The 19,579-nt window shown below is 70.5% G+C and carries 19 protein-coding genes; 5 read left to right on the forward strand and 14 right to left on the reverse strand.

What is annotated here, in order from left to right; all coding sequences use genetic code 11:
- Window positions 1–54 precede the first annotated feature (54 nt).
- Genes flhA through BC793_RS39830 form a run of 3 tightly spaced genes read left to right on the forward strand, consistent with a single transcriptional unit; the run spans window position 55 to window position 3,890 of the window.
- Window positions 55–2,106 carry a flagellar biosynthesis protein FlhA gene (gene flhA / locus BC793_RS39820; protein ID WP_109601802.1) on the forward strand — a complete coding sequence of 684 codons (2,052 nt, stop codon included), beginning with the start codon at window positions 55–57 and terminating at the stop codon, window positions 2,104–2,106.
- Window positions 2,096–3,628 (forward strand): hypothetical protein, encoded by a 1,533-nt coding sequence (locus tag BC793_RS39825; RefSeq protein WP_109601803.1) that lies wholly within the window; start codon window positions 2,096–2,098, stop codon window positions 3,626–3,628. Before flhA ends, BC793_RS39825 begins: the two co-directional genes overlap by 11 nt.
- 13 nt (window positions 3,629–3,641) lie before the next feature.
- Window positions 3,642–3,890: a hypothetical protein gene (locus BC793_RS39830; protein WP_109601804.1), complete on the forward strand. Its 249-nt coding sequence runs from the start codon at window positions 3,642–3,644 to the stop codon at window positions 3,888–3,890.
- A 43-nt stretch (window positions 3,891–3,933) separates the two neighbouring features.
- Here BC793_RS39830 and BC793_RS39835 read toward each other — a convergent pair whose 3' ends face one another.
- The 14 genes from BC793_RS39835 to BC793_RS39900 all read right to left on the reverse strand — a co-directional run bounded on the left by BC793_RS39835 (window position 3,934) and on the right by BC793_RS39900 (window position 17,382).
- A complete protein-coding gene (locus BC793_RS39835) occupies window positions 3,934–6,027 on the reverse strand; it encodes a flagellar hook-length control protein FliK (protein ID WP_146246682.1) in 2,094 nt (697 codons plus the stop codon).
- A gap of 41 nt (window positions 6,028–6,068) precedes the next feature.
- A complete protein-coding gene (locus tag BC793_RS52525) occupies window positions 6,069–7,049 on the reverse strand; it encodes a transglycosylase SLT domain-containing protein (RefSeq protein ID WP_109601806.1) in 981 nt (326 codons plus the stop codon).
- On the reverse strand, window positions 7,046–7,504 hold the full coding sequence (locus tag BC793_RS39845; protein WP_109601807.1) for a flagellar FliJ family protein: 459 nt from the start codon (window positions 7,502–7,504) through the stop codon (window positions 7,046–7,048). The genes BC793_RS52525 and BC793_RS39845 overlap by 4 nt, the downstream gene beginning before the upstream one ends.
- 436 nt (window positions 7,505–7,940) lie before the next feature.
- Window positions 7,941–9,248 (reverse strand): FliI/YscN family ATPase, encoded by a 1,308-nt coding sequence (locus BC793_RS39850; protein ID WP_109601808.1) that lies wholly within the window; start codon window positions 9,246–9,248, stop codon window positions 7,941–7,943.
- A complete protein-coding gene (locus tag BC793_RS39855; RefSeq protein ID WP_239170571.1) occupies window positions 9,245–9,913 on the reverse strand; it encodes a FliH/SctL family protein in 669 nt (222 codons plus the stop codon). The genes BC793_RS39850 and BC793_RS39855 overlap by 4 nt, the downstream gene beginning before the upstream one ends.
- A complete protein-coding gene (gene fliG, locus BC793_RS39860) occupies window positions 9,897–10,922 on the reverse strand; it encodes a flagellar motor switch protein FliG (RefSeq protein WP_109601810.1) in 1,026 nt (341 codons plus the stop codon). The genes BC793_RS39855 and fliG overlap by 17 nt, the downstream gene beginning before the upstream one ends.
- Before the next feature lie 16 nt (window positions 10,923–10,938).
- On the reverse strand, window positions 10,939–12,549 hold the full coding sequence (fliF, locus tag BC793_RS39865; protein ID WP_109601811.1) for a flagellar basal-body MS-ring/collar protein FliF: 1,611 nt from the start codon (window positions 12,547–12,549) through the stop codon (window positions 10,939–10,941).
- Window position 12,550: 1 nt separating this feature from the next.
- The gene (gene fliE / locus BC793_RS39870; RefSeq protein WP_109601889.1) at window positions 12,551–12,907 is read right to left on the reverse strand and encodes a flagellar hook-basal body complex protein FliE; all 357 of its coding nucleotides are present in this window, start codon (window positions 12,905–12,907) and stop codon (window positions 12,551–12,553) included.
- A gap of 5 nt (window positions 12,908–12,912) precedes the next feature.
- Window positions 12,913–13,305 (reverse strand): flagellar basal body rod protein FlgC, encoded by a 393-nt coding sequence (locus tag BC793_RS39875; protein ID WP_109601812.1) that lies wholly within the window; start codon window positions 13,303–13,305, stop codon window positions 12,913–12,915.
- A gap of 2 nt (window positions 13,306–13,307) precedes the next feature.
- Complete coding sequence (gene flgB / locus BC793_RS39880) at window positions 13,308–13,655, reverse strand: flagellar basal body rod protein FlgB (RefSeq protein WP_109601813.1); 348 nt, start codon at window positions 13,653–13,655, stop codon at window positions 13,308–13,310.
- Between the two features lie 180 nt (window positions 13,656–13,835).
- A complete protein-coding gene (locus BC793_RS39885) occupies window positions 13,836–14,201 on the reverse strand; it encodes a hypothetical protein (protein ID WP_249037407.1) in 366 nt (121 codons plus the stop codon).
- Window positions 14,171–14,545: a flagellar export chaperone FliS gene (gene fliS / locus BC793_RS39890; RefSeq protein ID WP_109601814.1), complete on the reverse strand. Its 375-nt coding sequence runs from the start codon at window positions 14,543–14,545 to the stop codon at window positions 14,171–14,173. Before fliS ends, BC793_RS39885 begins: the two co-directional genes overlap by 31 nt.
- Window positions 14,546–14,595: 50 nt before the next feature.
- Window positions 14,596–16,032: a flagellar filament capping protein FliD gene (gene fliD / locus BC793_RS39895; protein WP_109601815.1), complete on the reverse strand. Its 1,437-nt coding sequence runs from the start codon at window positions 16,030–16,032 to the stop codon at window positions 14,596–14,598.
- Between the two features lie 138 nt (window positions 16,033–16,170).
- Window positions 16,171–17,382 (reverse strand): flagellin N-terminal helical domain-containing protein, encoded by a 1,212-nt coding sequence (locus BC793_RS39900; RefSeq protein ID WP_109601816.1) that lies wholly within the window; start codon window positions 17,380–17,382, stop codon window positions 16,171–16,173.
- 246 nt (window positions 17,383–17,628) lie between these two features.
- Between BC793_RS39900 and BC793_RS39905 the strand changes: the two genes are divergently transcribed.
- Together BC793_RS39905 and flgK are read left to right on the forward strand one after the other, a co-directional pair.
- Complete coding sequence (locus BC793_RS39905; RefSeq protein ID WP_093619590.1) at window positions 17,629–18,114, forward strand: flagellar protein FlgN; 486 nt, start codon at window positions 17,629–17,631, stop codon at window positions 18,112–18,114.
- The gene (gene flgK, locus BC793_RS39910) at window positions 18,114–19,553 is read left to right on the forward strand and encodes a flagellar hook-associated protein FlgK (RefSeq protein WP_109601817.1); all 1,440 of its coding nucleotides are present in this window, start codon (window positions 18,114–18,116) and stop codon (window positions 19,551–19,553) included. Before BC793_RS39905 ends, flgK begins: the two co-directional genes overlap by 1 nt.
- Window positions 19,554–19,579: the final 26 nt, after the last annotated feature.

A 19,579-nucleotide genomic window follows, 5' to 3' on the forward strand; every position in this document is an offset into this window, starting at 1 on the left:
ACGGCGACGGCGGGGCTCGGATGGCCATCGGACTGCCCACGCTCGGAAGGTGCCGTGAAGAACCGAAACATAGGCAGGTTTGCCGTACCCATAGGGGTCGTCGGCATCATCCTGATGATGGTCGTCCCCCTGCCGACCTTCCTGCTGGACCTACTGATCGCCGTGAACATCACGGCCGCCCTGCTCGTGCTGCTGATCTCGATGTTCGTCCAGAAGCCCCTCGACTTCGCGGTCTTCCCGGCGTTGCTGCTGGTCATGACACTATTCCGGCTCGCGCTCAACATCAGCGCGACACGCCTGGTGTTACGTGACGGCGACGCCGGCAAGGTGATCCACGCGTTCGGCAGCTTCGTCGTCGGCGGCAACCTGATCATCGGCCTGGTGATCTTCACGATCCTGGTGATCGTCCAGATGATCGTGGTCACCAAGGGTGCCGAGCGGGTCGCCGAGGTCGGCGCCCGGTTCACCCTCGACGCCATGCCCGGCAAGCAGATGGCCATCGACGCCGACCTCAACGCCGGCCTGATCGACGAGTCCGAGGCCAGGCGGCGCCGCGCGGAGGTGTCCTCGGAGGCCGACTTCTACGGCGCCATGGACGGTGGATCCAAGTTCGTCAAGGGCGACGCCATCGCGGCCATCATCATCACGGTGATCAACCTGGTCGGCGGCTTCGCCATCGGCATCCTCCAGGGCGGTATGGCCCCGGTCGACGCGATGAACCACTACAGCATGCTGAGCATCGGCGACGGCCTGGTCTCGCAGATCCCCGCACTGCTGCTGTCGGTCGCCACCGGTCTCATCGTGACCCGCTCGGCCACCTCCGGTGACATGGGTCAGACCGTCACCACCCAGCTCAGCCAGAACAAGCTGGCGCTGCGGATCGGCGGCGGCGCGGCGATGGCCCTCTGCATCATCCCGGGCCTGCCGCCGCTGCCGTTCCTGCTGGTCGGCGCCACGGTCCTGCTGATCGCCCAGCGGGTCAAGGATCCGGCACCGGAACCGGTCGAGGGCGCGGCCGCCGCCGCCGAGGCGGTCGACCTGCCCGCACCAGACTCGCCGGAACAGCTGCTCGGCGAGATGCGGATCGACCCGCTCGAACTGGCGCTCGCCCCCGACCTGGTCGACCTGGTCGACGCGAGCAGTGGCGACCTGCTCGACCGGGTGCGCGCCCTGCGCCGCAAGATGGCCATGGAACTCGGTGTGATCATGCCGCCGGTACGCACCCGGGACGACCTGGACCTGCCGCTGTCGTCGTACGCCATCCGGATCTCGGGTGTCGACGCCGGCACCGGCCAGGCGCCGCCGGGCACCGTCCTGGCCATCGGCGAAGGTCTCCAGGCGCTTCCCGGCCGGGCCGGGGTCGAACCGGTCTTCGGGCTGGCCGGCAAGTGGGTCCCCGCCGAACTGCATTATCAGGCCGAGATCTCCGGGGCGACCGTGGTGGACCGGGCGTCGGTGATCATCACGCATCTGGCCGAGATCGTCCGGACCAATGCGAGCCGCCTGCTCGGCCGCGAGGACGTCCGCGCGCTCGCCGAGATGGTCAAGCGCACCCACCCGGTGGTGGTGGAGGAACTGACCCCGGCACTGCTCAGCCTGGGCCAGGTGCAGAAGGTGCTCCAGGCGCTGCTCGACGAGGGTGTGCCGATCCGCGACCTGGTCCGGATCTTCGAGGCGCTGTCCCTGCGGGCCAAGACCTCGCAGGATCACGACGGCCTGGTCGAGGCGGCGCGCGGCGCCCTGGGACCGGCCATCGCCGCCCAGTACGCGACCGCCGGCCGGCTCACCGTGATCACCCTCGACCCGATGCTCGAGCAGGGCCTGCTCGAATCACTGCGGCCCAGTGACACCGGCGCCTTCATGGCGATCGACGGCATGCGCGCCGAGGCGATCGTCAGCGAGGCCAGCCGGCTCGCCGAGGCCGCCGAGCAGCAGGGACTCAATCCCGTCCTGGCCTGCTCACCACAGCTGCGGCTGCCACTGATGCGACTGCTGCGAGCCGGCTCGCGCCGGGTCCAGGTGCTGTCGTACAGCGAAATCTCTGGTTCCACCGCACAGATCGAGACGATAGGGGTGGTGAACGGTGCCTACGCGGGTGCTGCTTGAGGGACCGGCCATCGAGCCACTGCTGGCTCAGGTACGTGACGAGTACGGCTCGAGCGTCCGGATCATCTCCGCCGACAAGGTACGAAGTGGTGGCATCGGGGGCTTCTTCGCGAAGCAGCACTACGAGCTCTCCGTCGAGGTACCGGATCCAACCGAGGACAGTGATGACATGGCGCAACAGACCGTCGCCGGCAACGGCACACACAACTTCGAGCGCCTGCTCGAGCAGGCCGAAGCGCATGACCGGGTGTCCAGCGACCGTGCGCCCGCGGCCCCCGAGCGGCAAACACGCCAGGAGGGCCGGCAGGCCGGGCTCGGCGACACCGGGGCCGCGTTCGCCGAGCTGATGGCCGGTCTCGACGTCGCCGGCCACCTCGGTGAGGGCCGCGGCCCGTCCCGGCCCCGGGCGGCCGAGCCGGCCAGGCCCGCCGAGGCGCGTGAGGAGACACCCACGGTGCGCCCGTTCCGGCCGGCCACGGCCACCGGTTCGCCGGTCAACGCCGGCCAGCGGCCACTTCCCGCAGCACTGCCCACCAAGCCGAGTTTCCCCGAGCGGCCCGCCGCCAGGGAGCGCGAGACACCGGAGCCCCGCGAGACCATGACCCCGATCCGCGCGGCCACGGCCGCTCCCCGCTCGGTCTCCCCGGCGCCGTTCCGGACCGCCGAGCCCACCCCGGCACCACCCCGGGCCGCCTTCGCCCAGCCCTTCACCCCGCCGCCCGCGCCGATCCGGTCCGCGGCCGACGTGTACGGGCTCGACGACCCGGCCCCGATCTCGCCCGCTCCGGCGGCGCCGACTCCGGCCGCGCTGCGCTCCGGCGAACTGGATCCGGTGCAGCGCAACCTGATCACGGTCGGGATGCCCGAGGCGATGGCCCGCAAGATCACCGGCGGGGACACGTACGCCGGTGTGCTCAGCGTCCTCGCCGCCCGCCCCGCCGCACCCGGCATCCCGGACGGCCCCGGCGAGATCCTGGTGCTGGCCGGCGAGGTGCACACCGCCGTGCCGATCGCCAAGCAGATCCTCGAACAGCTGCACGTCGACCAGACGCACCTGCTGCTCGCCGCGCCGTCCACGGCCGGTACCGGGCTGCACTCGTCCCGCCTGATCTCCAGCCGCAGCGCGGCCGAGTCACGGGCGGAGAAACTCCAGAGTTCCGAGCACCCGTGGGTGGTGGTGATCGAGGCGCCGGTCGGCGGAACCGACCCGTTCTGGGTCAACGACATGTGCGACGCGCTCGGCGCCACCGCGCTGTGGGCCGTCGTCGACGCCACCCGCAAGACCGCCGACTCCGCCCGTCATCTGCGCAACCTGGGCGAGGTCGAGGCGCTCGTGGTGCACAGCGTGGAACTCACCGCCGACCCCGCGTCGGTGCTCGGCCTGGACGTCCCGATCTTCTCGCTGGACGGCAAGCCGGCCACCCCGCACGCCTGGGCGGCGATGCTCTGCGCCCGGATCGCGGCCGAGGTCATGCCGTCCGCGGTGATGCCACGCCGGGTGACCCGCTCCGGGCGCCGCTGACCCGCCCCGGCCGATGATCAAGCCGTCGGTTCTGCTGTTCGCGCTGCTGATGAGCGCGCCGGCGTGGTACCGCCTGCTCGGCGACGAGGTCGACCTGATCCAGGTGCTGATCCGGTTCCTCATCGCCGTGCCGATCGCCGCCGTACTCCTGGCCGGGCTCCGGTTCGTCACCTCCGGATACCGCAAGGCCGACGAGGAACCACCCGGCACCGCGATGGTGCCCGAGCCGTACGACCGCCCCGAACCGGGAAAGTCCAGCTGACCGGCGCCGGCCCCGCACACCGCGGAGCCGGCGCCGTTCGTGGTCAGGCCTGCACGTCCAGCCGGCCGGAACCCGGCTCCACCCGCCGGGTGGTGACCGGCGCGGGCTCGGCACCGACGTCCGGGCCACCGCGTTGTCCGTCCCGCCGGCCCAGCGTGTCGGCGAACTGCTGCCGTGCCTGCTGCTGGGCGTTGCCCTGCCGCAGGTCGAGCGTGCAGTTGCCGAACCCGGAGTTCTCCAGCTCCCGCCGCAGATCGTCGAGCGACGACCGGAGCGCCTCGGTGCCCGCCTCGGTCCCGCCGGACAGCTGCACCGTGATGTCGCCGTTGCGGATCTCCGCCACCACCTGCACCGGGCCCAGGTCGGCCGGGTGGAGGTTCACGGTCAGCCGGTGCACGCCGTCCGCGTCCAGCCGGAGCGGAGTGAGCCGGGTGGCCAGCTGCGCCGCGGGAGGTGCCGGGGTGGGCGGTGCCTGCGGTGCCGCAGCGGGGGTCTCGGCGGTCGGGGCAGCGGGTGCGGCGGCCTGCGGACCGGTCATGCCGGCCAGCCCGGCCACCGCCGGAGCCACCGGTGCCGCGGTCTCGACCGGTGTGGTCACCTGCGGGAATGCGGGAGTCGTGCCGGTGGCCGACTCGGGGGCGGCCTCGGCTGTGGCGGTGAACGCTCCGGGCGTACCGGATCCGCCGCCCTGACCGGGCCGGTCGCCCTGCCCGCCGCTGTCCTGGCCGCCGGTGTCGGGTGCGGCGGCACCGGTCGCTGCCGGCTCGGCGGTGGCCGTCGTGCCGGCGTTCTCGGCCGGCACGGGCGTCGCCGCGGCCGCCTCCGGCGCACGCAGACCTTCCGGGCGTGGTGCGGCCGCGATCGTCGCCCCCGCGGTCGTCGCGGCCGGATCCACCGGAGACCCGGCCCCCGCGGGTACGCCCTGAGCCGCTGCCGTCCCGCCCTGGACAGTTCCGGTCCCGGCGTTCTGCGCCGCGCCCGTCCCGCCCTGCGCCGCTGTCGCCCCGGCCGGAGCCGTGCCCACCGGAGCAGCCGCCGGACCACCGGCAGCGGTCGCGGCGCCGGTACCGTCGCCCGTGTTCTGAGCAACCGGCCCGTCGACGGCGGTGGCGCCCGTCGCGGCACCGGAAGCGGTCGGGACAGCCGGGTTCGCGGCGGTCGGACCTGTCGGGGCCGGGGCCGCGGCGTCCGTGGCGGTTCCCGGCTGTGCCGTGCCGGCCTGGGCCGGGGCCGGACCGGTGGCCTCCAGGGTCGCCCCTGCGGCAGCCTGCGGTGCCGCACCGGTGATGGCCGCCGTGGACGCACCGGCCGGCTCCGCCCCGGTGGCGTCCGGCTCGGCCGCGACGGGCAACTGAAGGCCGGCCATCGTGCCGGTGGTCAGAACGGTCACCGTGCCGTCCGCCGCCTTCTCCTTCTCGGTGGTCTCCTCGGTGCCGGCGGCCTCGGCCGTGGCGTCCGTGCCGGCGGCGGCGGTCTCCTCGACCCGGTCCGGTCCGGTCGTGGACCGACCGGCCCGTACCTCCGCACGTGTCTCGGCGCGCGACCCGGCCGACACGCCACGGACCGTCTCGCCGGTCTGCCGGGTCACCTTGTCACCGGCCGGTCGCTCACCCGCGCGATCGAGGGTCGCCCGGTCCGGCGAGGTGCGGGCGACGGCCGGACGGTCTGCGGGCGCCCGGTCCGGAACGCGCTTCGTGTCGCGTCCCGTGGCCGCCCGCCGCTCCGCCGTCCGTTCGGCCGCCGTGCGCTGGTCGGCCCGGGCGGTGGCCCGTTGCGCGTCGGCCCGTTGCGCGTCGGCCCGGTCGGCACCGGCCCGCTCGACGGCCTCCCGCCCGGCCGTGGCCCGCGACGTTGCGGCCCGTCCCGCGACCGTCCGTGCCATCGCGGCCCGGTCCGCCGCCAGGCGGGCCGCCGCCTGCGCGACCTCGCGGGCGTCGCCGGTGCCGGAGGCCGGGGACCCACGCCTGCCCGGGGGCCGCTCGGCCGCTCGTTCGTCCTCGTCACCGGGCCGGCCCATCTCGGCGGAGAGTGCGGACCCGAACTCCGGCCCGCCCTCCTCACGCCGCCCGCCCGATCGTCTGGTCGTCTCGGCGCCCGGCCGGCGGTCGGGACCCGTCACTGAACTCGACATGGTCATGCGGTCTCCCCTGCTAGTGGGTGTCTGGTCCGGGCCCGGTCTCAGCCGCCGAGGGCGGCGAGGGCCTTCTGCACCTTCGGGACGTAGGCCTGGGTCTCGGCGAACGGGGGAATGCCGTCGTACCTGTGCACAGCCCCGCCACCGGCGTTGTAGGCGGCCAGCGCCAGCGGCACCGACTTGAACTCACGCAGGTGCTTGGCGAGCAGCTTCGCCGCGCCGTTCACCGCCTGGGCCGGGTCGAAGGCGTTGTCGACTCCGAGGCCCCGGGCGGTCGCCGGCATCAGCTGCATCAGGCCCTGGGCGCCGGCCTTGCTGACGGCCTTCGGGTTGTAGCCGGACTCGACCTTGGCGACCGCGGCGAGCAGCTTCGGCGAGACGCCGTGCTTGGCGCCGGCCTGCTCGAACAGGGTCGCGTACGGCACGCCGCCCAGGCCCGCGGTGGACGCGGCCCGCAGTCCGGCCGGGCGCAGCGACGACATGTCCTGCACGGCGGCCGCCGGGGCGGTCTCGAGGACGCGGCGGATCGCGCTCGGGGTCTCGTACACCTTCTGGATCTTGACTTGGTCACCCGGCTTCGGGGCCGCGATCATCTTGCCGTCGCCGAGGTAGATCGCCACGTGGTCGACCGGCGAGTTGAACGCCAGGATGTCGCCCGGCCGGGCGTCGGCCATGCTCGCCACCGGGCGGCCGGCCTTCGCCTGCTGCCAGGAGTTGCGTGGCAGCTCGACGCCGAGGTCGCGGTACGCCCGCTGGACCAGGGCGGAGCAGTCCAGCCCCTTGGCCGGGTCGTCGCCGCCGAAGACGTACGGCGTACCCAGGTACTTCTTGGCCGCCTCGACGATGTCGCCGCCGGTCGGGCCGGACGTGGCGCGCGCTCCGCCGGTCGCGCCGGTGGCCCCGGCGAGGGCCGAGGCGAACTTCGCGCCGGACGTGCCGCCGGCCACCGCGGGCGCTGGCGTGAGTCCCAGTTGATCCTGCAGTTCGGCGACGCGGGAGATGACTCCGGTGACACCCAGCATCATGCTTCGCTCCGGTTCGGGTCGTTGACGGTTCCGGCGGCGTTCCGCGCCTTGGCGGTGACCGCGAGTTCGTCGAGGGCGGCCTGATCGGTTCGTAGGTCGTGGGCTTTGACGGTGGCGGCGTGGCGCTCGGCCATCATCTCCACCGCCCGGCGCCGCTTGGCGGCGTCCGCGAGGGCGGCCAGCTTCTCCTGTTCGATCACCTCGGCGCTGTTCACCATCCGCTGGGCGTCGAACAGGCCCGCGGCCAGTGACTGCCGGGCGACCAGTGCGGCGACCATCGCCCGGGCGGAGCCCTCGCTCGGCGCGTCCGACCCGACGAGATCCAACTTGCGGCGCTTGACCAGGGCCTCGGCGTCACGGATCTCGGCGCGGGACTGGACGACGGCGCCACGGGCGGCGTCCTCCTGGGCCTTGCGGGCGCGCAGCACGGGCGCCAGTCGGAACAGGCGGTTCAACGTTGGCCTCCTAGCGGGGCGGGTGGGCCCTCACATAGCCGCTTCGGTCCGCCCGCCGAACCCCTGAGCCCCTGCACCGACTTCGCTACTGAGCTGCCGCCACCGCATCCCTCAAGACCGCGATTCGCTGCTTTTCGCGACCGGGTGCGGCCTTCGCCCGAGAACGCGGTTGCCGGGCACGGTGGGCGGAGGGTCACGGTTCGCCGTCGCCGGGGAAGACCCTCATCCGGTACGGAAGAGAAAGCCGCCAACCGCAGACCGGGCCGTCCCGCCCGCGCCGCGCGAGGTCCGCGACAGTCCAGGCCGCAGCGCGACCGCCGGGCGTATGCGATGGTCCCGGCTGGCCCCCACCGCTGTCTCAAGATCGGTTTACGGCTGGTTCCCACCGCTGTCTCAACCGTCCCGAGACAGCGGTGGGGACCAGCCGGAACCGACGTCAGATGGTGGCGATCAGGGCGCGGAGATTGGCCCAGGCCGACTCGGCCGTGGTGCGGTCGTCGAGGTCCTGACGGAGGAAGGCGCTGATCTGCGGCCATGCCGCGTTGGCCCGGTCGGCGTCGTGGTTGGTGCCGGGGACGTAGGCGCCGATCTCGACGAGTTCGCGGACGTCGCGGTGCGCGGCCATCAGGCGGCGCAGCTCGGTGGCGTCGGAGCGCTGCTGCTGGTCGGTGATCTTGTTGGCGACCCGGGAGATCGAGTCGAGCGCCTGCACGGCGGGGAAGTGCCCGGCGGTGGCAAGTTTGCGGTCCAGCACGATGTGCCCGTCCAGGATCGAGCGGGCCGCGTCGGCGATCGGCTCGTTGTGGTCGTCGCCCTCGACGAGAACCGTGTAGAGGCCGGTGATGCTGCCGCGTGCCCCCGGGCCGGCGCGTTCCAGCAGGGAGGCGAGCATCGCGAAGACCGACGGCGGATACCCGCGGGTGGCCGGCGGCTCGCCGACGGACAGTCCGACCTCACGCTGCGCCATCGCCGCACGGGTCACACTGTCCATCATCAGGAGCACGTCGGCGCCCTCGTCCCGGTAGTACTCGGCGATCCGGGTGGCGACCGCGCCGGCCCGGAGCCGGACCAGCGGCGGTGTGTCCGACGTGGCGATCACCAGTACCGAGCGGGCCAGGCCCTCCGGCCCGAGGTCGTGTTCGATGAACTCGCGTACCTCACGGCCGCGTTCACCGACCAGGGCGACCACGTTCAGTTCGGCAGCGGTGCCCCGGGTGATCTGGCTCATCAGGGTGGACTTGCCGACCCCGGAGCCGGCGAAGATGCCGATGCGCTGGCCTTTGCCGCACGGGACGAGCGTATCGAGGACGCGTACCCCGAGGGACATCTGGGCGCCGACGAGTTGCCGTTCCATCGCCGACGGCGGCGTCCCGTCGATCGGCACCATGGCGCCGCGCAGTGGTGGCCCGCCGTCCATCGGGCGGCCCAGTCCGTCGAGGATGCGGCCGCGCAGATCGGGCCCGACCGCGATCCGCAGCGGCCCGCCGGTGCTGAACGCCGGAGTGCCGGTGCCGAGCCCGGCGATCGGGCCGAGCGGCATGCAGGAGAGTCGTTCGCCGTCGAGGGCGGCCACCTCGGCCAGTACCTGATTCGGGCCGGTGCCGATGCGCAGCAGGTCACCGACGTTCGCTTCCAGCCCGCTCACCGTCACGCGCAGGCCGACCGCGCCGGTGACCCGGCCGCTGACCAGCGGGCGGGCCGCCTCGATCGCGCTCTGAATGCGGTGCTGGAAGAGATCGGTCACAGGCGTAACGCCTCGCGGGCCCGGGCCACCGCCGCGGCGACGGTGGCGTCGACGGTCGCGGTGCCGGTCTCGGCGACCGCGTCCCCGGGCTGGAGTCCCGGGTCGGGACGCAGCATGATGCGGCGGCCCTGGAAGTCGAAGTCCTCGCCGGAGCCCTCGCCGACGAGACTGCGGTAGTCGTCGGGGTGCATGTTGACGACCACGTCGCCGTGTTCGGCGGTGGCGGACATCGCCCGGCGCAGCGCGTCCGCGCCGCGTTCCGGGTGGTCGCGCAGGGTACGGCCGATGATCGCCTCGGCCAGCTCCCAGGCACTCGCCAGCACGACCTCCTGCAACTCGGTGAAGGTCGGCATGAGCTGGTCCTCCAGGCCGGTGACCGCACGGCCGAGCGCGTTCACGGCGCTGGCCAGGGCGGTGGCGCGGCGCTGTTCGTACGCCTCCTCGGCCGCGACGGCACGTGCCGCGGCAGCCTCGTTGGCGGCCGCGGCGTCGCGTTTACCCTGTGCCCAGCCTTCGGCGTAGCCGGTGGTCCGGGCCTGTTGACGGGCCCGTTCCACGACCGCCTCGTCGACCGGTGTCTCGTGCCGCAGGTCGATGCCGAAGCGTGCGGCAGCGGCGTTCTCGGCCGCGACACCGCGGAGCACCCGGTCAGGCGATGAGCTCATCGGCCTCGCCGCCGCGCTGGATCTCGATCTGACCGGAGTCCTCGAGAGTACGGATGACACTGACGATCTTGGCCTGGGACTCCTCGACCATCTTGACCTTGACCGGGCCGAGCAGGTCCATCTCCTCCAGCAGGTTCTCCCGCCCGCGTTCGGAGAGGTTCCTGGTGACCTTGTCGCGTACGCCCTCGGGAACGCCCTTGAGAGCGGTGGCCAGGTCGGCCGGCTCCACCTGGCGCAGGATGAGCTGCACCGCGCGGTCCTCGAGGTTGATGATGTCCTCGAACATGAACATCCGCCGGCGGATCTCCTCGGCCAGCTCCGGGCTGCGTGCGTCCAGAGCCTCCAGGATGAGCCGCTCGGTGGTCCGGTCGGCCCGGTTGATGATGTCGACGAGCGGTTGCAGACCGCCGACCGTGGAGAGCTCGTCCGGCTGGAGCACGCTGGACAGCTTGCGCTGCAGGGCGCTCTCCACCTGGCGGATGATGTCCGGCGAGGTGCGGTCCATGATCGCGATACGGTGCGCGACCTCGGTCTGCACCTCCAGCGGCAGGCCGGCCAGGATCGAGGAGGCCAGCCCGGACGGGATGTGCGCCAGCACCAGCGCGATGGTCTGCGGATGCTCGTACTGGACGTAGGAGAGCAGTTGCCGAGGGTCGGCGTGGCTCAGGAAGTTGAACGGGATGTCGTTCATCGACGCTTCGAGCCGCTCCAGGATCAGCGCCGCCCGCTCCTTGCCGAGCGACGCCTCCAGCAGCTCCCTGGCGTAGTCCATGCCACCCGACCCGGCGTATCGGGTGGTGGCCATGGCGTAGAACTCGTCCATCACGTCGTCGACCTGCACGGGGTCGAGCTTGCCCAGCCGGGCTACCTCGGCGGACACCTGCTCGACCTCTTTGTCGGTCATGTTCGCCATGACCTGGGCCGCGTGTTCCCTACCGAACTGGACCAGCATGATCGCGGCCTTGCGCACCCCGGTCATCGAGATGGTGCTGAGCGCCGGTGTAGTCAACTGTTGCTCCTGTGGTTCAGCGGTTGCTCTCGTCGGCGGAGATCCAGCTGCGGATCAGGGACGCCGTCTCGTCCGGCTTCTCCCGGACCAGGTCCTCGATCTCACGATGACGCTCCTCCCGCGCTTCGTCCGTCTTATCGGCGACTTCCGGAAGCTGCAGCATGTGTGCGGTGGTGACGTCGAGCTCAGCCGCGCGCTGAGCCTCCAGCGCCGCCTGCATCTCCTCCAGGTGCCGCCGCTCCTCCTCGGTGAGCTGCTGCTGGCGCTTCTTGGCGCGCCGGTTCGCCCGCCAGGCCAGCAGGACCAGCATCAGCACCACGAACAGCAGGGCGCCGGTCTGGATCAGCTTGGTCTGCTTGGCCGACTGCTCGGCGGCGGCCGCCTGGGCGAGTTCCGCCTGAGCCGCCTGGGCCTGGGTGGTGTCGAACGGCATCGAGGCGACCGCGATGGTGTCACCCCGGGTCGGGTCGATACCGGCCGCGGCGCTGAGCAGCTGCTGCACGTCGGCCGGCTTGATCGCGCCGGCCACCGTGCTGTCCAGCAGGACCGACACGTTGAGCCGTTCGATGCTGCCCGGGGCGTTGCGGCGTACCTCGCGCACCTCGTCGAAGCGGCGGGTACGGGTCTCGTCCTTCTGCTGGTACTGACCGCTGCCGACGCCGTTGGGCACCTGGATGTTGTCCGGTCCCAGCACGCCGCCGCCGGGGTTGCCGCTGCCGGAGTAGGTCTCGCTCTTGATGTTCTCCGACTCCGCCGGCATGGCCGGGTCGGTGGTGTACTTCGTGCTCTCGGTCTCGGTCTGGTCGAAGTCCAGGATCGGGGTCGTGGTGACCACCGAGTGGCCGGGACCGACCAGGTTGTCGAGCATCCGCTGCAGCGAGTTGTTCAGACGATTCTGGAACGCCACGGTCTGCTGCTCGTATCCGCTGTCCGCACCGGTGGCACCGATCGAGTTGCCGCCGCCGGTGGAGAGCATCCGCCCGTCCGAGCCGGCGACCGTGACCTGGGTCGGGTCGAGCCCTTCGACGCTGGACGCCACCAGGTGCACGATCGACTGCACCTGCTGCTGGTCGAGCGGGTTGGTGGCCTTGGACGCGACCAGCACCGACGCGGTCGGCTGGGACTGGTCGTCGGTGAAGATGTCCTGCTTCGGCATGACCAGGTGGACCGTCGCCGCCTCGACGCCGTCGATCGACTTGATCGTCTTGGCCAGTTCGCCCTCCAGCGCCCGCTGGTAGTTGGCGTGCTGCATGAAGTCGCTGGTGGTGATGCCCTGCTGGTCCAGCAGCGAGTAGCCGGTGCCCTCGTCGTTGGGCAGGCCCTCGCCGGAGAGCTGGAGCCGCAGCTGGTTCACCTGGTCGCGCGGCACCATGATCGTCTGGCCGTCGTTGGCCAGCTCGTACTGGGTGCCGGCCTTCTCGAGCGACTCGACGATCGCGCTGGCGTCCTTGGTGGACAGGTTGTTGAACAGGATCTGATACGACGGCTTCGCCGCCCAGGTGGCGAAGAAGTATCCGCCGACGGCGAGCGCGAGGATCGCGAAAACGGTGACAGCCTTCTGTCCCGGTGTGAAGGACTTGAAGGTGTCCGTGATACGGCGTACCGGAGCGGGAAGGCGGTCGGTCATGTCAGGCCTGCATCCTCATGATCTCTTGGAAGGCCTCGACGGCCTTGTTACGGATCGCCATGGTCAGCTGGAGTCCGAGGGCCGCCTCGGTGGAGGCCATCGTGTACTGCGCCGGGTCGGCCAGCCGGCCGTCGGCGACCTGGACGGCCAGGTCAGCGGCCTTGGACTGAGAGGCCTGGACATTCTCGATGCCCTTGGCGAGCATTCCGGCGAAGTCGGCGTTCGGGCCCTCCGGCGCCTGCGGCCCGGACGAGCCGAGCATGCCGCCGAGGCCGTTGAGGCCGCCGAGACCGACACCGCGGTCGCTGAGTCCGCCGATGGCGGAGAAGCCGCCGATGGGGCTGATCGGTGAGGTCAAGAGGATCACTTCCCGAGGTTGATCGCGGCGGTGTACGAGTCGCGAGCCCGGTCCACCACGGCGAGGTTCGCCTGGTAGGAACGCTGGGCCATCATGAGCTGGGCCATCTGGTTGCCCATGTCGATGTCCGGGCGGCGGACGTAGCCCTCGGCGTCGGCGAGGGGGTTCTCCGGCTCGTACGCCAGGATGCCCTCGGCACTGCCGAAATGGACGCCGGCGACCTCGGCCCCGTTGCCGTCCGAAGCGGCGCGCGCCGCGACGTACCGGGCCTGGAAGGCGTTCTCGCTGGTCCGGGTCGTGGTGTTGATGTTCGCGAGGTTGTCGGCCGCCGCGTCCAGCCACTTCCGGTAGACGGTGACGCCGCTACCCGCGATCCCGATGGCGTTGAAGGTACTCATCGTCAGGCCCCCTTGATGGCTTCGCGCAGCAGGCCGTACTTGCCGTCGAGTGCTCGGATGGCGAGCTGGTAGCGCATCGTGGTGTCGATGTGCGACAGCGTCTCCTCGTCGAGGTTGACGTTGTTGCCGTTGAGCCTGGTCGGCTCCAGCGAGGTCAGCACACTCGGGGACACCCCGGCCGGCGAATCGCCGCGGGCGACGGCGCTCTGGAGCGCCTCCTCGAACTTGACCTTACGGGCCCGGTAGCCGGGGGTCTCGATGTTGGCGATGTTGTTGGCGATGGCCTGCTGCCGGGCCGCCAGGCCGGCAACGGCGACACGCAGTGATGACGATGAACGATCGTCGAACAAGGTTGCTCCTCAGCCGTTCGAGGTAGCCCGTCCTTGGGTTTTTCGGTTGAGCGATCCGTGCTCGTACCCTGCATTTCGGCGTGCTCGCCGATCCGCTGAGTCCCAACCGGTTGCCGGAAGGTTGCACGCGAAAAGGTCCCGGACCCCGCGTGGGGGTCCGGGACCTTCGAGGTCACGGCACTACATGGCGCAGTCCAGATAAACCGGGCGTTTGATCGCCTCGCCGGTCTCGATCCGCGACGTCACCGCCATCTGCTGACGGTTCGCCGTGAGCCGCCGGGCGATCTCCTCGGCCGCGGCCAGCTGACGGGTCAGGATCTCGTCGGCGCGTGGCCGGAGCTCCAGCGGCAGCGCGCCGAGCTCGGTCGGCGGGCGCCACAGGTCCGACGGCGGGGTCTCGGCGATCCGGCGCTCGTCGGCCAGCATCGTCTCGACCGCGAGCACGTCCATCTCGAGGTCGTCGAGCGCCGCGGTCCACGCGGACCGCCAGTCCACGGCGCCCGGCGTCGTGGCGGTCATGTCGAGGCCGAGGCGGCGTCGCGCCACGCGTCGCGCAGCGGCTCCAGCAGGGAACGGCAGACGGCCACCCGGTCGGCGTCCCGCTTGATGTTCGCCCCGATCAGCTCGGTGAGTACGAAACCGTACAGACTGGCCAGACCGGGCGCGCCCTCCCAGGCGTTCACGTCGAGGGTGACCCGCAGCTCCAGGACGATCTCCTGGGCGTGGGTCAGCTTCTCGTTGGCCAGCACCCGGTCGTCGTTGCGCAGCGCCTCCTCACCGTGCAGGAGGTCGAGGATCAGGCGGTCGTACAGCATGATCAGCAGTCGGGCCGGCGAGGCCGTGTTGATCGAGTCCTGCAGGTAGCGGTCGCGAAGATGGGGTGCGCTCATGGGTCTCCCTCGGTCAGTGGCGGTCGGCTGGGGTGCGTGGTCGAGGATCGTCAGCCGAGGCTCGACAGCTGTCCGGAGAGCCAGGTCGACTGGTTCTTCAGGGTGCCCAGCGAGGATTCCAGCGCCGAGTACTGCCGCTGGAGCGCCTGGCGGCGGGTGGCCAACCGGATGTCCCAGTTGTCGATCTGGTCGTTGAGCGACTTGATCTCGTTCTTCCGGCCGGTCATGACGCCGGTGACCGTGTTCATCTGCGTGTCGGCGAAGGACCGCACCTTGGTGCCGAAGGCCATGCCGGCCTCCTGGATCGCCGCCGGGTCCTTGGCGTAGGCCTCACCGAAGACGCCGGCGTCGAACTCGAACTGACTGCCGTCCTTGCTGAGCGTGAGGCCGAGCTGCTTGAGCGAGCCGAAGTCCACCGTGACGGTGTCCTTCTTCCCGTCGTTGTCCGCGTCGGTGTTCAGCGTCTTGGTGTACGACAGCCCGTTGCTGATCATGCTGAGCACGGACTGGTTCATCTGCCGGACGGTGAAGTCACCGGTCAGCGGGGAGCCCTTCTTGGTCTCCAGGTCGTACTTGGTCTGCGCGGTGATCTCGGCCATCGCCTCGTTGGCCGCGGTGACCAGAGCCTGCATCTTGTCGGAGATCGCGGTGGCGTCGGTGGTCGCGCCGACGGTGACGCCGGGCTCCTCCTTGGTGACAGTGAGGGTCACGCCGGGCATCAGCGAACTGAAGGTGTTCGTGGTGCTGTTGATCTTGTATTCGGACTCGGTGTTCGGGTTGACCGTCAGCACCGCGTCCTTGGCCGACGTCGTCTTCGGGTCGGCGCCCTCCTTGCCGTACCCCTCCAGCCCGGTGATCTGGAAGCCGCTCGCGGCGCCGCTCTTCATTCCGGTGAACTGGATGACACCCTCGTTGCCGGAGGTGTTGACCGCGTAGGCGCGGATGCCGAGGGTCGCGCCGTTCGCGTCGGTCGCCGAGTTGACCGCCGCGGTCAGCTTGGCGGCGGTCCGCGGCTCCGGAACGGTGACCTCGACCGGGTCGCCGACCGCGGTGAACTCGTCGACGCCGTCGTTGTCGGCGTCGGGGCTCCACTTACCCGGCTGGATCGTGATCTTGTCGGGCAGGGCGCCCTCGGCGGAGGTGTCGCTGACCGGGAGGATGGTGGACTGCGAGCGGGCCACCGACGTGACGTCGAACGTGAGCGTGCCGGCCATGCCGGAGAGGCCGCCGGTCGCCGTGGCGGTCACGTTCGGCGAACTCGACGTCGCCTTGAGCGAGCGCCACGCGGGCAGGCCGCCCACCGCTTCCCCGGCGCTCTTCAACGACTTCATCTTGGCGTTGACCGACAGGTACGAGCTGATCGCGGTTTCCGCTTTCTCGACCTTGGTCTTGAGCTTGGTCTGTCCCGCCGCCTCGACCTGCATCATCTGGCTGATCATCGAGGAGGTGCTGAGGCCACTGACGAGGCCGTCGACGGAGCTGGTCACGGGAGCCTGCCTTTCGTACCGAGGACGAGAACGGAATGGGGGTAGCCGGCCGGGCGTGCCGGGCTACCCCCACCTCTTCGGTCGTTCGCGGACCGGATTCAGTTGTCGTCGGTGGTTATTCGGGTGTCAGCCGGTGCGTCAGCGGAGCAGCGACAGCACGTTCTGCGAGGCCTGGTTGGCCTGCGACAGCATCGAGGTGCCGGCCTGGGTGAGGATCTGGTTGCGGGTGAACGCCACCATCTCCTGCGCCATGTCGGTGTCACGGATCCGGGACTCGGAGGCCGACAGGTTCTCGACCGCCACGTTGAGGTTGTTGATGGTGTGCTCGAAGCGGTTCTGGTGAGCACCCAGCTTGGCCCGCGTGTCCGAGACCGACTTGATGGCCACGTCGAGCGCGTCCATCGCCTTCGCGGCACCCGACGGCGTGTTCGTGTCCGGGTCGGCGGCAACCGTCAGGTCGAGGTTGTTGAGGCCCAGGGTCTTCGAGCTGACCGCGTTGATGGCGACGTCCAGCGTCTCGCCGGCGTTGGCGCCGATCTGGAACGCGCCCGGCGTGGCCGTCGCGTTCTTGGTGGCGTCGACGGCGGTGATGCCGAGGTCGGTGGCCTCGACGTTGAAGGCCGTCGAGCCCTGCGCCTTGAAGGTGATCGCCCCGTCGCTGGCCACCTCGGCGCTGAACGAGATCTCGTCACCGTGCTTGCCGCCGGCCTTCAGCGCGGCGGAGACGGCGTCGTTGATCTTCGAGACGGCCTCGTGCGCCGGCAGCGTGGTGGGCGGGACCTTCCCGTCGGTCAGGTCGATCGCACCGGTGGTGAGTGCCGGCGTGAGCGTGGAGCCACCCAGTTCGGCGATGTTGATGGTGGTGGTCGTGGGCGCCGCGTTCGCCGCGATCGGCGCCGTGCTCGAGGTGCTGTGGGTGTTGCCGAAGGTGCCGTCGAGCAGCTTCGACTTGCCGAACGAGGTCGTCTCGGCGATCCGGTCGATCTCCGCGGCCAGCTGCTGGAACTCGCCGTTCGCGGCCTGCTTGGCCTCGTCGTCGAGCGAAGCGTTGTTCGACTGGACCGAGAGGTCGCGCATGCGCTGGAGCATGCTGGTGACCTCGTTCAGCGCACCCTCAGCGGTCTGCACGACGCTGATCGCGTCCTGGGCGTTGCGCACGGCGACCTTGAGACCGCCGGTCTGGGCGCGCAGGCCCTCGGAGATCGAGAGGCCGGCCGCGTCGTCGGCGGCCCGGTTGATGCGGAAACCGCTGGAGAGCTTCTCGAGCGACTTCGACATCTGGTTGTCGGTGACCGACAGGTTCCGGTACGCGTTCTGCGCGGCGATGTTCTGGTTGATGCGAAGACCCATGGGATTTTCCTCCTTGAGTGGGGTCTTGAGCCGGCCCGTCCATGAGCCGTGGTGTTACGCCACTTCCCATCGGCGGGTCGCCGAGAGGCCATGAGGATTCTCTGAGATTTTTTCGGTCTTTTAGGGCGAACCGGAGAAGTACCGATCGGGAGAAAGCGCTCAGCGGCACGGCGGATGTGCCGACCTGTCCGAATGAGCGGGTCCGCCGAGGGGGTAGGCCCGACCAGCCATACGACGGAGGACCGGGTGAGCCTGACCGACCTGGCCAGTGTCCTCTGGCGCTCACGTGAGCTGCTGGAGATGCTGCTGTTCAAGCTTGAGGAGGAGCAGTTGCTCCTCGCGTCCAACCGGTCCCGATGGCTCAGCCACGCCACCCGTGAGGTGGAAGTGGTCCTGGATCAGATCCGGCAGACCGAGGTGATCCGTGCGGCGTACTCGCAGGAGGTCGCCGTGGAGCTCGGCCTGTCTCCGGACGCTTCGCTCGGTGAACTCGCCGACGCCGCTCCGGATCCGTGGTCGGAGTTGCTCCACCAGCACCGCAAGGCATTCCTGATGCTGACGTCGGAGATCAGGGCCCTGGCCGACGTCAACCGCGAGCTACTCACCGCAGGCCAGCGCGCGGCTCGCGAAACCATGCTCGCGTTCGCCGAGACTGTGGAAACGTACGGACCACAGGGCCAGACCGTCAGCGGCGCCGTGCGGCGCCCCACTCTGGTTGATGAGGCGATCTGATGGGCAGCACATTCAGTGGACTCAACACGGCGCTCACGTCTCTCTACGCGCAGCGCCGGGGCCTGGACGTCACGGGCCAGAACATCGCGAATGCCAGCACCGAGGGATACACCCGCCAGCGCGTGGTGATGCACGCGCAGAACGCCAACCTCACGCCGGGCATCTACTCCACCACCACCGCGGTCGGCAACGGCGTCACGGTGAGCTCGGTGGAGCGGCTGCGCAACTCCGCCCTCGATCATCGCAGCTTCACCGAGCACGCCAACTCCTCGTACCACAACGAGCGGGCCGGGGCGTACACGCTGATCGAGGACGTCTTCGGCGAACCCAGCGACACCGCGCTCCAGGCCCGTCTCCAGGACATGTGGGACGGCTGGAACGCGATCGCCGCGAACCCGGACAAGAAGGCGCCGAAGTCGGCGATGCTGGAGCAGGCGGTCACCGTCGCGTCGTCACTCAACGACGCCGCCGCTGCGCTGGACAACCAGTTCAAGTCGACCCGGGCCGGCCTCGACACGTACGTCGGCCAGGTCAACAAGGCGGCCGAGTCGATCGCCAAGCTGAACCACGAGATCGTCCTCGCCACGCAGGCCGGTCTGCAGGCCAACGAGCTGATGGACCAGCGCGGCCAGCAGATGCTGAAGCTGTCCGAGCTGGTCGGCGCGACCGCGACCGAGCTGCCGAACGGCGCCCTGAGCGTCTACGTCGGCAGCGCCCCGCTGGTCGCCGAGTTCAACACCCGCGAGATCGGGATCGAGACCGGCAGCGCCACGAAGCTCCAGGACCTGCCCGACATCGAGGTGAACCTGCGCTGGAAGGACACCGGCACCGCGGTCGCGGTGGGTGGCGCGATGGGCGCGCAGATGGAGCTGCTGGACAAGGACGGCACCCTGCGGGAGATCTCGCAGCGGCTGGACTCGGTCGCCTCCAAGCTGGCGTCGGACGTCAACACCGCCCACCGCGGCGGGTACGGAGTGGACGGAAGCACCGGGCTGGACATGTTCGTCCCGTACGACCCGACCGACACGCCCGTCACCGCGGCCAACATCCGGGTCAACAGCGACCTTCTCACCGATGTGGACAGAGTGGCGGTGTCGTCCGGTGATCCGAAGGGTGCGACCCCGATCCTGAACGGCACGGTGGCCGACGACCTGTCCGAACTGGCCACCTCCCGGACCGGCGCAGACGCGTCGTATCAGGCACTGATCGGTGACCTGGGGGTGTCGGCGCAGTCCTCGATCCGCCGGCGTGACATCCAGAACGCGGTCACCGACCAGGTCGACGCCGCCCGGGACGCCGAGTCCGGGGTCAACCTCGACGAGGAGATGACCAACCTCCTCACGTACCAGCGTGGGTACGAGGCGGCGTCGCGTGTCCTGACGACGATCGACTCGATGCTCGATCAGCTCATCAACCGGACCGGTCTGGTCGGCCGATAGCAGGTGGGGGAACCGCTATGAGCAGC

The organism is Actinoplanes xinjiangensis (assembly GCF_003148685.1).
Classification (GTDB): domain Bacteria; phylum Actinomycetota; class Actinomycetes; order Mycobacteriales; family Micromonosporaceae; genus Actinoplanes; species Actinoplanes xinjiangensis.

Excerpts from the sequence above, each read along its gene's own strand:
- BC793_RS39830 (WP_109601804.1), top strand. The coding sequence starts at position 3,642 with ATGATCAAGCCGTCGGTTCTGCTGTTCGCGCTGCTGATGAGCGCGCCG.
- BC793_RS39835 (WP_146246682.1), bottom strand. The coding sequence starts at position 6,027 with ATGACCATGTCGAGTTCAGTGACGGGTCCCGACCGCCGGCCGGGCGCC.
- BC793_RS52525 (WP_109601806.1), bottom strand. The coding sequence starts at position 7,049 with ATGATGCTGGGTGTCACCGGAGTCATCTCCCGCGTCGCCGAACTGCAG.
- BC793_RS39855 (WP_239170571.1), bottom strand. The coding sequence starts at position 9,913 with ATGAGCTCATCGCCTGACCGGGTGCTCCGCGGTGTCGCGGCCGAGAAC.
- fliF (WP_109601811.1), bottom strand. The coding sequence starts at position 12,549 with ATGACCGACCGCCTTCCCGCTCCGGTACGCCGTATCACGGACACCTTC.
- BC793_RS39875 (WP_109601812.1), bottom strand. The coding sequence starts at position 13,305 with ATGAGTACCTTCAACGCCATCGGGATCGCGGGTAGCGGCGTCACCGTC.
- fliS (WP_109601814.1), bottom strand. The coding sequence starts at position 14,545 with ATGAGCGCACCCCATCTTCGCGACCGCTACCTGCAGGACTCGATCAAC.
- BC793_RS39900 (WP_109601816.1), bottom strand. The coding sequence starts at position 17,382 with ATGGGTCTTCGCATCAACCAGAACATCGCCGCGCAGAACGCGTACCGG.
- flgK (WP_109601817.1), top strand. The coding sequence starts at position 18,114 with ATGGGCAGCACATTCAGTGGACTCAACACGGCGCTCACGTCTCTCTAC.